Source organism: Aequorivita marisscotiae (genome assembly GCF_029814825.1).
Taxonomy (GTDB): Bacteria; Bacteroidota; Bacteroidia; order Flavobacteriales; family Flavobacteriaceae; genus Aequorivita; species Aequorivita marisscotiae.
Map to the genome: position 1 here is coordinate 2463802 of NZ_CP122379.1, position 11764 is coordinate 2475565.

The following is an 11764-nucleotide window of genomic DNA, read 5'->3' on the forward strand; positions in this document are numbered from 1 at the left end:
AAGTATTTTCAATACATAGAAGTGTCGATAGCTTTACATTTTATTCACACTCCCCGAGCTGCTTTTATTTGAATTTACAGATATTGGATTGCCAAAATAATTTATTTCGCCACCGCTGCTTGCACTGGTTTCCAATTTTTCTTGCACATTAACTGTTACTTCCGCACCACTTGAAGCTTCGGCAATACAGTTTACTACCAACAGTTTTTTTGCATTCAGTTCGCTTCCGCTCGATGCGTCTGCATTTAAGGATGTAGCTTTTCCCGAAACTTCTAAGTCTGAACCACTACTGGTTTTAATCATTAAGTTCTGGGTAAAAACCTCAGCATTTAACGAGGCCCCGCTACTGCTCCTAAGGGTTAAATTCTGACTTTTTACAACGGAATTCGCCTTTACTTCGGCGCCGCTACTAGCTTCAATATTGTTTAGTTCTGTATAGGTTACATGTATTTTCTTCGACTTTGAACGGCCAATATTCTCAGAAGTTTTAACGTGTAGTTTTCCATCATTAATTTCGGTTTCAATTAGTGGTAATAGATTTTCGTCTGCTTCTACCACAATTTTGTTTTCACTCCCTTGGGTAAGGTAAACTTCTAAACCGGCGCTTCCGCGAACTTCGGTAAAATCTGCCGTTACCTGGCGCTCTTCGGTAACTACCGTTCCGTTGCCATTTTCTCCAATAGTAAAATTACAGGCGCTCAGTAAAAGTGCTGCGCCCATTGCCGTTATAAAACTGATAGTTTTCATAAATTTTGGTTTTTGGTTATTTATTTCTTTTTAAATTTCCGAAGGGTCAAAATTCAAATGTTTATTTTTAAAAATCTGCATTTACTTCATCTTCCCATGTATTTTCCTTAATGGTTACGATGCTATCTGTAACTATGGAATCGGTACTAATTTCAACAGAGTCTATTTTTTCTGTCGCTTCTCTTAATTGTTCACAATCCAAACATTCCACTTTGTTTTTTAAAATTCTAAAGTAATGCGCCTGATTGTCCCAATTGCTCAATTCTTTAAAATTTGAATTGTAATTGTAATACGAAGTGGTGTTTTCTTCAGAATAAATTACAGTTCCAACAGGTACATATACCGTTATTTTTATTTGCTGATCGCGATATTTATTTGAAGTATCTGTAACAAAAAACCCGTCGAGCATTAAATTATTATTCTCGTAGGAATAGTTATGTTGTATTGCTTCAGCACGTTTTTTAGCATCTAAATTGGTATTGCCCTCGGCAACCTTTTCAATAACAATCTTGCCGATGGAATCTTTGGTAGATTTTACTGAAAGTGAAATATCTGTTGAGTAAATAACTCGTTTGTCTTGAGTGGTGTATTTTAACTCCAAACCGCTTTCTCGGTGTACGTTATAGCTAAATTGCTTATCTGCCCGCATATTTATGTGCAAGGTATCTCCGGTGCGAATAGAAAGAGACTGCTCTTGAATAAAATTACCGTCATAGGCTTGTTCTGTAGCCTGCTTTACACCCAAAACAGCTAATCCAATAACCGATAATGCCCAAACCACGATGAGCAATATTTTTACGGTGGAACTCATTGATTTTAAATTGCTGATTAAAAGTTTTAATCCTAAAATGAACAATACAAAAAATGGAATGCCAATTGCAAACAATGAAAGCAGCGCTATTAACCACATTGGTACGTTAGTTGTATCTACCAAGGCGATGTATTCCGTCAATTCTGAGTTTCCCCAAAAATCAATTGAGCCAAAGGTGAAAAAACCAACCACCAAGCCAATAATTGTAAAGAGAGAAACGATAATTATTAACACGCCAATAAACTTTACGAATATTTTAAAGAGCGTCATTATTACGTTTCCCAAACCGTCAAAAAAACCCGAAGCACCGGTTTTTATACTATTGCCATATTTGTCGTAATCTACATTTTTTACACGGTCTGCAACATTATCAAATCCTTCTTTGAATTTTCTTTCTATGTTTGAAATATTAACAGGTTGCCCCGTCATTTTTAGTTTCTCTGAAGTTGTAAGTGCTGGGGGCACCAGTATCCAGAGCAGTATATACACTACGATTGGAGAGCCCATTCCGGCAACAACTAAGAGCACCCACAAGAGTCTAATCCAAATTGCGTCTACACCTATGTAGTGTCCGATTCCCGATGAAACTCCGGAGATATATTTATTGTCCAAATCGCGGAAGAGTTGTTTGTGCGATGCGTTGGCCCGCGATTTTGCATGGGTCTGCGATGCAGGAGGAATGTCTTCAAAAATTTCATTGTCTACTTCGTAATCTTCGGGTTGGCCCATTACTGCAATTATTTCATCGAGCATTTTCAGTGAAACAACTTGCGTTGGACTTTCAATTTTTTCGGAAAACAACTCGCCTATACGGGCTTCAATGTCCTGCATTATTTCTTCGCTTCCGTCAGCGCCTTTAAGCGATTTTCGGATTGCGTCTAAATAGCGGGAAAGTTTTCCAAAGGCATCTTCATCTATATGAAAGAAAGTGCCTGCCAAATTTATGTTTACTGTCTTGTTCATTTTGTATTTTTTTCGCTGGTTACAATGGTTACGGCCTGTTGCAATTCGTTCCAGGTGTCGTTTAATTCGGTTAAAAATAATTTGCCTTTTTCAGTGAGGTCATAATACTTGCGTGGTGGTCCGCCGGTAGATTCTTCCCAACGGTAAGATAGCAAGCCCGCGTTTTTCAGCCTTGTGAGCAGCGGGTAGATCGTGCCTTCCACTACAAGCATTTTTGCGTCTTTTAGGGTTTCAAGAATGTCTGAAGTGTAAGCCTCGCCGTCCTTTAAAACGGAAAGAATACAGAACTCCAAAACCCCTTTTCGCATTTGCGCTTTTGTGTTTTCGATTTTCATTTGTTTCTAATTAATTTTTGTGACTTAAGTTCGTTATTGATGATAAATGAATAAGGAAGTACGCTCGCGGTTGTTTCGCATTGTTGATGAGTCATTGCGCTTACAGTTTCCTGTTCCGTGGGCATGCTAGCACCTATAAATTGTAAAATGGCAGCCAATAAGTAACTAATTAATGTGCTCATTTTTAAATTGTGTTTTTATGGTTGGTTTTAATAAAAGGTATGCAAAGTGGGTATTGATACAACTGTCCGCGCGATGCGAAAATAGATGCAGTAATTACCGCGTAAAGCTCAAATACAAACAGAGCAAAAAACAGCAAAATGGCAATTCCGAACAGCAGAAGATAACCGCTTATGTTTTTAATATTGTTAATTGTAAACTCACCTCCATTGCGATCTATATTTTCAATAAGCATAATAATGTCAGTTGCGAATATGATAACGAACGGCAAACATATTAATGCTATAAGTAAGGTATATACCATTGTGCTGAGCTGAAAGTTGATAGCCTGTTTGCCGTGTTCATCAACAAATACTTTGTCCTTGTTAAAAGTCCAAATAAGTAAAGGAGCGATATAATTCGCAAAAGGGAAAAAGTATTTTAAAAAGGTTGACAAGTGAATAAATGCACCTGTATTTTTCTGATTTTCTGTTATTGTAGTTTCCATTGCTTAATATATTCTTATGCAAATATATGTCTAAAAGACAGTAGTATGTTACGCATAGTACTATAATTAACATAAATTTAACAAATAGGAAGATAGCTATTAATTGAATATCTTCGTAGCATACTACGTATCTATGAAACTGAGTCCAAGGAAAATCAATACATTTCTACTGTTTAAATTGCCGTCTGCATACCTTACCGGCGTGCGGGTAAAAACTATTTCGGAAACGGAATGCATAAGCACCGTAAAACACCGATGGATTAATCAAAATCCGTTTAATTCTATGTTTTGGGCGGTACAGGGAATGGCTGCCGAACTGAGTACTGGAGCTCTGGTAATGGCTAAAATTAAAGAAAGCAACACAAGTATTTCTATGCTTGTTGCGAACAATAACGCAAGCTTTTTGAAAAAAGCTCGTGGAAGAATAGAATTTAAATGTTCGGATGGAATGTTGTTAGATAAAGCAATTAAAAAAACAATCGCTACCGGAGAAGGACAAACTATTTGGATGGAGTCTGAAGGGGTAGATTCATCCGGTGATGTAGTTTCTAGATTTAAATTTGAATGGACTTTAAAAAAGCGATAATTTTAAAGCTATTATACATAAGGGGTTACGGCAAAATATCCTTAATTAACAAACTTTTAACACCTCCGATAGGCTGTTAAAACGTGTTTAATTCGCTAATATTGGTTATATTTAAATCGTATTAAACTAAAAATCTTCGCCTATTGTAAAAAGCTACTTCACCTTTAACTAATTAAATCTTAAATAGCTATGGCAAGAGCAATGTTTGATTACACCAAAGCTGTACTTGCAAAAGTAAGTTTTGATGTTAATCTATTCTGCAAAGAATTAAAAAAAGCATTAACCAGATTGCTTCCCTATGAAATAGAAGAACTTAAACTCTGGGTAGATTCTCTTATTAAACAGAATCCACAATTAAATCAATGTCTAATATTATTAAACACATAAAGAAAGCCCTCTGAGAAATCAGAGGGTTTTTTTAGTTAAGATGTTATTACAATTCCTAATTATTTACTTTTTGTAGGGCTTATTATCTTTACATCCTGAAATGCAATTGCACCTCGAATAATACCTGATATGGAATCGTAAAGCGCATTTATTATCTGCATTTTTAATTCGCTTTTACTGTAAATCAAGCTTACTTCACGTGCGGGGGAGGGGTCTTTAAAATACTTAAGATTTTTTCTATATGCGGCATCAACGTCCAACGTGTGTAAATACGGAAGTAGTGTCATTCCCAAGCCTTCATTGGCCAACTTTACCAAAGTTTCAAAACTTCCGCTTTCCAGTTGAAATTTTTCGTTAGTAATATTTTTGGACGCCTTACATAGGTTTATTATTCCATCGCGAAAGCAGTGACCATCTTCCAATAACAAAATATCGTCAATATCTAAATCGTCCATTTCCAATTTGTCTTTGGCTGCCAAACGATGCGTTTCTGGAATGTAACCTACAAATGGCTCGTAATACAAAGGTCTTTCTTTAATTTTTTCCTGTTCAAGCGGAGTTGCCGCAATGGCGGCATCTAGATAACCTTCGTTAATTTTTACAATTATTTCGTCTGTATTTAATTCTTCAATTTTCAGTTGTACTTTGGGGTAACGATCTGCAAAATTTTTTAAAAACATGGGCAGTAGTGTAGGCATTACTGTGGGTATTATACCTAATTTAAAAGTACCACCGATAAATCCTTTTTCTTGATCTACCACGTCCTGCATCCGTTCAGACTCATTGACTATATTACGTGCTTGCTCCACAATTTTTTCACCAACACTTGTAAGTTCAATGGGCTTTTTACTCCGATCGAATATTAGTATTTCCAATTCCTCTTCCAGCTTTTGAATTTGCATGCTTAGCGTGGGCTGCGTCACAAAGGTTTTTTCGGCTGCCTTCGTAAAATTTTGATGCTCGGCAACAGCCAAAACATATTTAAGTTGGGTAATCGTCATTGTAAATTATATTTATGCAAAAATAGTCAAATAATCAATATAATCTATAGGGTGATTTAAAGTAACCCCCTCGCTTTTATTTCTAAATACTTATTGATAGTATTAACCGTAAGATCTTCCGGTGCCGTTAAAATTGTTTGAATACCACGCTTTTGCAGTTCGCGGACCATAACTTTTTTGTCAAATTCAAACTGTTGGGCGATTGTTTGGTCTACAATTTCTGAAATGTTTTTGGCTTCTGAATTACTTAAACTTTTTAACTCGGTGTTTTCAAAAAACACAACTACCAAAACATGCTTTTGTGCAATGGCTAACAAATAGGGTAGTTGTCTTTGAAGTGCTGATATATGCTCAAAATTTGTATAAAGCATCAGCAAACTTCTATGTGTAATTCTTCGCTTTACCAATGCTTGCAAAACGCCATAATCTGCATCTAAATACTTTGTGTCTATATTGTATAATGCTTCCAGAATACTGTTTAAGTAAGTTTTTTTTGCCTGTGCTGGCAAAAAGTGGCCTGCTGTATTCGAAAAACTTGCCAGTCCAACTTTGTCGTTTTTCTTTAATGCGATGTTCGAAAAAGCAAGGGAACTGTTTAATGCGTAATCTAATAATTTTAGTCCGTTAAAAGGCATTTTCATAACACGGCTCGTGTCTATAATTGAATAAATTGGCTGCATTTTTTCGTCCTGATATTGGTTTACCATCAGTTGTGCACGTTTTCCTGTTGCTTTCCAATTAACGGTACGTACGTCGTCTCCTGCTACATATTCCTTAATTTGCTCAAATTCCATGGTATGTCCAATCCGCCTAATTTTCTTTAAACCAATGTGCGAAAGTCGATTATCGATAGCCAGAAAGTCGAATTTTTTCATTTGAATAAACGAAGGATACACTTTTACCATTTGTTCTTTATTAAACGTATATCGTTTCCGCACCAAACCAATTGAGGAGGACACAAAGCAATTTAAATTTCCGAAGGTGTATTCACCGCGTTCAACGGGACGAACGTAGTATTGAAATGTATTTTTGCTTTTGCCGTTGATGGAAATAATTTTGAAAAAATCTCTTTTTTGGAATTGTACGGGCAATTCGTCAACAATTCCCACGGTTATTTTAAATGGATACTGATTAGTTAAAAGTACAGATACAACATTGGTGTCGCTATTTGAAAATTTCTCGGGTAAAATACGTTGGCCTTCCAATTTACTTTTGGTGAAAACCATTATAATTTCCAATAAAATAAAAATTAAAAAAAATAGAACTAAAATCCATACAACGCCAAATAACCACTGCCACCAATACGAAAATAGAAACAGCACAGCTAGCGCAGCCATTGTATAAAAAAAGCGCGGCGTTAAATAAACCGATTTTAGAAATGCGACCACTTACCTTGGTATTTCAATAGATTGGCTAATAATATCTATCACCGTTTCGGGCGTCATTCCTTCCATTTCTCGCTCGGGAGATAGAATTAATCTATGCCGAAGTACAGGCGCTAACGTCTTTTTTACATCATCTGGTGTTACAAAATCGCGACCATTAATAGCTGCGTATGCCTTTGATGCATTCATAATAGCAAGTGAAGCTCGCGGTGATCCTCCCAAAAATAGGTGCGGATGATTTCTGGTTTTATCTACCAGTTGGGCGATGTATGTAAATATTTTTTCTTCAATTATAACTTCTTGTACCTGGGCACGGAAAGTTCGTAATGTTTCGGGTGTTAAAACTCCTTCAATTGAATTTTCGGCGTTTATTTGTTTCCGCTCGTGATGGGTTTTTAAAATAGTTATTTCATCTTCCAAAGTAGGGTAGCCCACTTTTATTTTAAATAGAAATCGGTCTAATTGCGCTTCCGGTAAAGCGTACGTACCTTCCTGTTCTACGGGGTTTTGAGTTGCCAATACAATAAACGGGTATGCCATTGTGTGTTGCGTGCCGTCCATAGTTATTTGTCGTTCTTCCATAACCTCAAACAACGCGGCTTGTGTTTTGGCGGGCGCTCTGTTTATTTCATCAATTAGAATAACGTTCGAAAATATCGGACCTTTTTTAAATTCAAATTCCGAAGTTTTCATATTTAAAATTGAAGTTCCCAATACATCACTTGGCATTAAATCTGGCGTAAATTGAATTCGGCTAAAATCTGTTTTCAGTGTTTTTGCGAATAATTTGGCGGTAATAGTTTTAGCAATGCCCGGGACTCCTTCAATTAGTACATGGCCATTTGCCAACAAGCTTACAATTAATAGTTCAATAAAGTCTTCCTGCCCGATAATAATTTTGGAAAGTTGTGCTTTAATATTGGCTACGGCATCCTTAAGCCCGTCTAAGGGAATGCGATTATTAAAATGTAAATCGTTATTGTCTTTTTCAGGGTTTTCCATCGGTTTTCTTTTTAAATTCCTTAATTTCTTGGTAGAGCTTTAGCAATTCCTCTTGGGTAGTAAAACGTTTATTTTGTAAATGTTCAATAAAAGTAAACAGGTTTAATGTTTCCTGTTGGGTATTGCCACTTCGTTCGGCAACAGCTTTATAAAAGCGGTCGTTAAGCGTTTCTGTAGGTACGCGTAAACGGGTCCGGATATATTCCAAAAATAGGGCTATTTGCTTTTCTGCAACTAATTTATATTCTTTCTTATCTAAATACATGCCTGCAATAGTACGAGTATATTGGTACGTTTTATTTGCTAACGGCTGCACAATTGGAATGCTTCGTTGTTTTCTTTTTCCTTCAAAAATCACAAATAACAACACGCCAAGTAACGCAAAATAATACGCCCATTTAAAATATTTGTTATTTAATAAAACCCCCAGCGGCGAAATATCAACACGTTTACCCGTTTTATAATAATTATCCCAATTAATTTTATTGGTACTATTTAAATATGAAAAAACCTGAGCGGTATGGACTGCATTTTCTTCTGAAAGAATAAAGAAATTTGAAAAAATTTCGGGTTGTAAATGAAGAAAAATTTCACCTTTACCAATGGGAGCTTTTATGAAATTAACACGCGGCTCCTGCATTTTAACCGAATCGATAAAACTTGCGGAAACTCCCAAAACCGTTTGTGAAAGGGTATCTATTTCAGAAAAATAGTTAATAGCAAAATCTTTTTTAAGATGAAATGGTTTTTGTGTAGCGAACTTTTTGTTAACCAATTTTACCAATGGCTGGGTAGCTATTTTCTGGATATTTACCGCGGTTTCAGTTTTTAAATGAAGGGTGTCCAATAAATTTTCACCCAAATAATTTGCCGAAATAAACGCTGTGTTTCCAATTTTTACCCACGCAAGTAGCGAATCGAGTTCAACCTGGTCAAAAGTTAGCCTGTTATTTATAAAAAGGTAAGTGCCTTTTAAATTATGCTCCTGAAAAACCTCAAATGGCGGAGCGTTTTTTTCAACAAAATTTTTGCCGTAGGTTTCTTGCAATAAATCGTGTAAAACATAGGTGCCAAGCGGAATTTTATCTTCTTTACTATAACTTGGAAACCAATTTACAGGATGTTTTTTTGTAGCTTCCATATACACCAGCCCTGCCAGTACGAACAGAAAAGCCAAAAGAAATATTTTTTGAAGTTTAGTCAATGCTTTCTGGTATTTGGTTTTCTAATGAAACAAAGGTTTTTTGAGCTTTCAGGTAATTTTCTTCGGTTACTGCAAAATTTCCGTACCAAATATAATCGTATAGGAGGGTGGCTTTTTTAAATCCAAAGTTTATTTCTTCCGAAGTTATTTCGGCAAAATACTCGCTATTGGTTTTATCGAATTCATAATTTATAAGCTCGGCTTCGGTGAGTTTCTTCAAAATTAGGAGATAATAATAGCGCACGGCCAACCTGTAATTTTTATCTGCTAATGCTTTTTCAATAAGTTGTTTTATGTTTTTACTCTTTATTATTTTTTCTTCTTCTGAAAGAAAAACATCTGGTTTTTCTTTAGATTTAAAAAAGGAAGCGCCGGGATTTAGTTTATAAAACAACCAAATAACAAAAACTACGATGGCAAAAATAATTAGATAGGGGAGCATATGTACTAAAAACGAAACAAAACCGCCAGCTTCAAAATCGCCAACCAACCACTTCCAAAATTTTAACCATAATTGCCAAATCCAGCTTTTAAACTGCGTCCACCAGTTTTCCGAGGCTATTTGTTCAGTATAGTCAAACGTGCTTTCGCTTTTGTACTTTTCAATAATTTCACTACTAAAAATTGGCGGTTTTAAGTTTTCAGTAGTGTCGTAATGTATTTCCTTCTCAATTTTCTGGGAAACACTGTCCTGCACAATTGGCGCAGCTTGACTAAAAATAGCAAACAGCAAACAGAGAAAGATGAATACCGGTTTATACATATTTATTGATTGTTCGCCCCGAGTGAATCAATAGCTTCTATTGTGCCGGTAAAGTTCTTTTTTTCATTTAAATTGAAATAAATAAATGCCGAGCAAATTACAATTATTGTGTAAAGCAAATATTGAAAAACCATACCAACGGTGGAAAGTGAAAGATAGACCCAATCAAACATTACTGATGGATCGGCAGAAATTTCTTGGCTACCGGTAAAGGCTTTTATAAAAAAATAAATGTATTGCGGCACCTGAAAAATTATGTTTATAAAATAATATAGAAGTCCTGTAACAAACAGTGTGGCAAACGTGGCCCACCATTCGCCCTTTACCAAATCAAAACAGTAGCTAATGGTGTCTATTACCGATCGGTTTTCAAAAACTACAACGGCATACGCGATTGACAGGACGATGCCTAGATATATTCCCGGAATTACACAGAACATTGCGCCCACAAAAATAATGATGGCCACTAGGAAGCTGGTTCCGATTAAACTCCAAAAATCGTCTTTTACGCCTTGTATAACTTCCGCTTTATTCACTATCCCGCCGTTTTTTATATACGATTTTATAAAGTGAAGCACCACTCCGTTAAGCAAGGCATAATATACCAGACCGGCCACGATTACTACCAATAATGACAAGATTACGTTTGTTGAAAAATTATCAATGGCGTCCACAGTTTCAATTATTCCGAATCCGCCTACAAAAGATTGTAGATAGAAAATAAAACCGATAAGCAAGATAAGTAGTGCAGGGCCTGCAATTTTGAGAATTAATTCAAAAAGCAATTTCCAATTTAAACGAATAAATTTGAAAATATCTGTTAGAATGCTTCCCAGCTCGCGTTGTTTTTTAAAATTTATTGAATTGTTCATGTTCATTATTCGGCCTTAATATGTTGTAAAGTATATTTTTTCAAATTTTTTTAAATGAAGGGGTCGTGGTCTTTTTTAAATCTTTTTGCAGTTTTAAAGGGTATATTATGTAGTAATAAATAATTAAAAATAAGGAACTACCAATTATAAAAATGGCCAACCAATCTGGCATTTCGGTATGGCGGGTTACAAAACCTTCCAAAAATCCGGCAATTATAAAAAATGGCACGGTGCTCAATAATATTTTAAGTCCGTCCTTCGCCCCGCGAACAAATGATTGTATGCGCGTATATGTACCGGGAAACAGAATGCTATTGCCCAAAACCAGTCCTGCACAGGCTGCAATTATTATTACTGAAATTTCAATAGTACCGTGGATCCAGATGGTTCTTGCCGACTCCCAAAGCAATCCTTTTTCAAAAAAGAAATATTGAAATGAGCCAAGCATAATGGCGTTGCGCATAATAATGTAAATAGTTCCAAGGCTTAAAAACATCCCGAAAACGAAGGCATATAGCGCTACTTTAATATTATTGATTGTAATACCGAGAAACATATTTAAGGCGCCCATTTGCTTATAGACGGCCATGGGGTCGCCTTTATCAATATTTGCCAAGGTCATATTAACATAACCATCGCCTAAAATTAGCCGTACAAAGTTTCCGTCTGTCGCAGCCGAATAGGCGCCAATAACTGTAAAAAGAACAAAAACAATACTCGCAATAAGTAGCTGTTTGTGGTATTGCGAAAAGAAAAGCGGAAATTCCCGTGTATAAAAAGTAATAAAACGAGTTCGAGACTCGCGTTTGGTTTTATATATTTTTTGATGCGCTAAAATGGAAAGCCCATTTAGGTATTTTAACGTATTGCTATTTGGGTAGAAAGTCTGGGCATAACTAAGGTGATCAGTAACTTCTATGTAAAGTGAACTCAAATCATCCGGGTTCATTTGAACATTATTCCTCAGAACATTTTCAAACTTTAACCATTTATCCTTATTTTGCTTCGCAAAAGCAGCTTCGCGCATATTGTGCAGTACTT

The 11764-nt window shown here is 35.9% G+C and carries 14 protein-coding genes; 2 read left to right on the forward strand and 12 right to left on the reverse strand.

Annotated elements, in window-relative coordinates:
• Positions 1-33: 33 nt before the first annotated feature.
• The 5 genes from QCQ61_RS11105 to QCQ61_RS11125 form a co-directional block, all read right to left on the reverse strand.
• Positions 34-747: a head GIN domain-containing protein gene (locus tag QCQ61_RS11105; RefSeq protein ID WP_279447714.1), complete on the reverse strand. Its 714-nt coding sequence runs from the start codon at positions 745-747 to the stop codon at positions 34-36.
• 67 nt (positions 748-814) lie between these two features.
• On the reverse strand, positions 815-2521 hold the full coding sequence (locus QCQ61_RS11110) for a PspC domain-containing protein (protein ID WP_279447715.1): 1707 nt from the start codon (positions 2519-2521) through the stop codon (positions 815-817).
• Positions 2518-2856: a PadR family transcriptional regulator gene (locus tag QCQ61_RS11115; RefSeq protein WP_279447717.1), complete on the reverse strand. Its 339-nt coding sequence runs from the start codon at positions 2854-2856 to the stop codon at positions 2518-2520. Before QCQ61_RS11115 ends, QCQ61_RS11110 begins: the two co-directional genes overlap by 4 nt.
• A complete protein-coding gene (locus tag QCQ61_RS11120) occupies positions 2853-3038 on the reverse strand; it encodes a hypothetical protein (RefSeq protein WP_279447718.1) in 186 nt (61 codons plus the stop codon). Before QCQ61_RS11120 ends, QCQ61_RS11115 begins: the two co-directional genes overlap by 4 nt.
• Before the next feature lie 2 nt (positions 3039-3040).
• A complete protein-coding gene (locus QCQ61_RS11125) occupies positions 3041-3523 on the reverse strand; it encodes a DUF4870 domain-containing protein (RefSeq protein ID WP_279447719.1) in 483 nt (160 codons plus the stop codon).
• Between the two features lie 133 nt (positions 3524-3656).
• On the opposite strand from QCQ61_RS11125, the gene QCQ61_RS11130 reads away from it, so the two are divergent.
• Both QCQ61_RS11130 and QCQ61_RS11135 read left to right on the forward strand, forming a co-directional pair.
• Positions 3657-4109: a DUF4442 domain-containing protein gene (locus QCQ61_RS11130; protein WP_279447720.1), complete on the forward strand. Its 453-nt coding sequence runs from the start codon at positions 3657-3659 to the stop codon at positions 4107-4109.
• Positions 4110-4298: 189 nt separating this feature from the next.
• On the forward strand, positions 4299-4496 hold the full coding sequence (locus tag QCQ61_RS11135; RefSeq protein ID WP_237602101.1) for a hypothetical protein: 198 nt from the start codon (positions 4299-4301) through the stop codon (positions 4494-4496).
• Positions 4497-4555: 59 nt separating this feature from the next.
• On the opposite strand, the gene QCQ61_RS11140 is transcribed toward QCQ61_RS11135, so the two are convergent.
• The 7 genes from QCQ61_RS11140 to QCQ61_RS11170 are packed head-to-tail and all read right to left on the reverse strand — an operon-like array spanning position 4556 to position 11750.
• A complete protein-coding gene (locus QCQ61_RS11140; RefSeq protein ID WP_279447721.1) occupies positions 4556-5497 on the reverse strand; it encodes a LysR family transcriptional regulator in 942 nt (313 codons plus the stop codon).
• Positions 5498-5553: 56 nt separating this feature from the next.
• On the reverse strand, positions 5554-6834 hold the full coding sequence (locus QCQ61_RS11145; protein ID WP_342689741.1) for a DUF58 domain-containing protein: 1281 nt from the start codon (positions 6832-6834) through the stop codon (positions 5554-5556).
• Positions 6835-6885: 51 nt separating this feature from the next.
• Positions 6886-7884: an AAA family ATPase gene (locus tag QCQ61_RS11150; RefSeq protein ID WP_279447723.1), complete on the reverse strand. Its 999-nt coding sequence runs from the start codon at positions 7882-7884 to the stop codon at positions 6886-6888.
• Positions 7871-9061, reverse strand: coding sequence for a DUF4350 domain-containing protein (locus tag QCQ61_RS11155; protein WP_279447724.1), 1191 nt, complete (start codon positions 9059-9061; stop codon positions 7871-7873). The genes QCQ61_RS11150 and QCQ61_RS11155 overlap by 14 nt, the downstream gene beginning before the upstream one ends.
• Positions 9062-9080: 19 nt before the next feature.
• Entirely contained in the window at positions 9081-9851 is a 771-nt protein-coding gene (locus QCQ61_RS11160) for a DUF4129 domain-containing protein (protein WP_279447725.1), read from the reverse strand.
• Positions 9852-9853: 2 nt separating this feature from the next.
• Positions 9854-10723, reverse strand: a complete 870-nt coding sequence (locus QCQ61_RS11165; protein ID WP_279447726.1) for a YciC family protein — start codon at positions 10721-10723, stop codon at positions 9854-9856.
• Positions 10724-10763: 40 nt separating this feature from the next.
• Positions 10764-11750: a stage II sporulation protein M gene (locus QCQ61_RS11170; protein WP_279447727.1), complete on the reverse strand. Its 987-nt coding sequence runs from the start codon at positions 11748-11750 to the stop codon at positions 10764-10766.
• Positions 11751-11764: the final 14 nt, after the last annotated feature.

Coding starts and splice junctions, on each gene's coding strand:
- QCQ61_RS11110 (WP_279447715.1), bottom strand. CDS start 2,521: ATGAACAAGACAGTAAACATAAATTTGGCAGGCACTTTCTTTCATATA.
- QCQ61_RS11115 (WP_279447717.1), bottom strand. CDS start 2,856: ATGAAAATCGAAAACACAAAAGCGCAAATGCGAAAAGGGGTTTTGGAG.
- QCQ61_RS11140 (WP_279447721.1), bottom strand. CDS start 5,497: ATGACGATTACCCAACTTAAATATGTTTTGGCTGTTGCCGAGCATCAA.
- QCQ61_RS11160 (WP_279447725.1), bottom strand. CDS start 9,851: ATGTATAAACCGGTATTCATCTTTCTCTGTTTGCTGTTTGCTATTTTT.
- QCQ61_RS11150 (WP_279447723.1), bottom strand. CDS start 7,884: ATGGAAAACCCTGAAAAAGACAATAACGATTTACATTTTAATAATCGC.
- QCQ61_RS11145 (WP_342689741.1), bottom strand. CDS start 6,834: ATGGCTGCGCTAGCTGTGCTGTTTCTATTTTCGTATTGGTGGCAGTGG.
- QCQ61_RS11105 (WP_279447714.1), bottom strand. CDS start 747: ATGAAAACTATCAGTTTTATAACGGCAATGGGCGCAGCACTTTTACTG.
- QCQ61_RS11170 (WP_279447727.1), bottom strand. CDS start 11,750: ATGCGCGAAGCTGCTTTTGCGAAGCAAAATAAGGATAAATGGTTAAAG.
- QCQ61_RS11135 (WP_237602101.1), top strand. CDS start 4,299: ATGGCAAGAGCAATGTTTGATTACACCAAAGCTGTACTTGCAAAAGTA.
- QCQ61_RS11165 (WP_279447726.1), bottom strand. CDS start 10,723: ATGAACAATTCAATAAATTTTAAAAAACAACGCGAGCTGGGAAGCATT.
- QCQ61_RS11120 (WP_279447718.1), bottom strand. CDS start 3,038: ATGAGCACATTAATTAGTTACTTATTGGCTGCCATTTTACAATTTATA.
- QCQ61_RS11130 (WP_279447720.1), top strand. CDS start 3,657: ATGAAACTGAGTCCAAGGAAAATCAATACATTTCTACTGTTTAAATTG.
- QCQ61_RS11125 (WP_279447719.1), bottom strand. CDS start 3,523: ATGGAAACTACAATAACAGAAAATCAGAAAAATACAGGTGCATTTATT.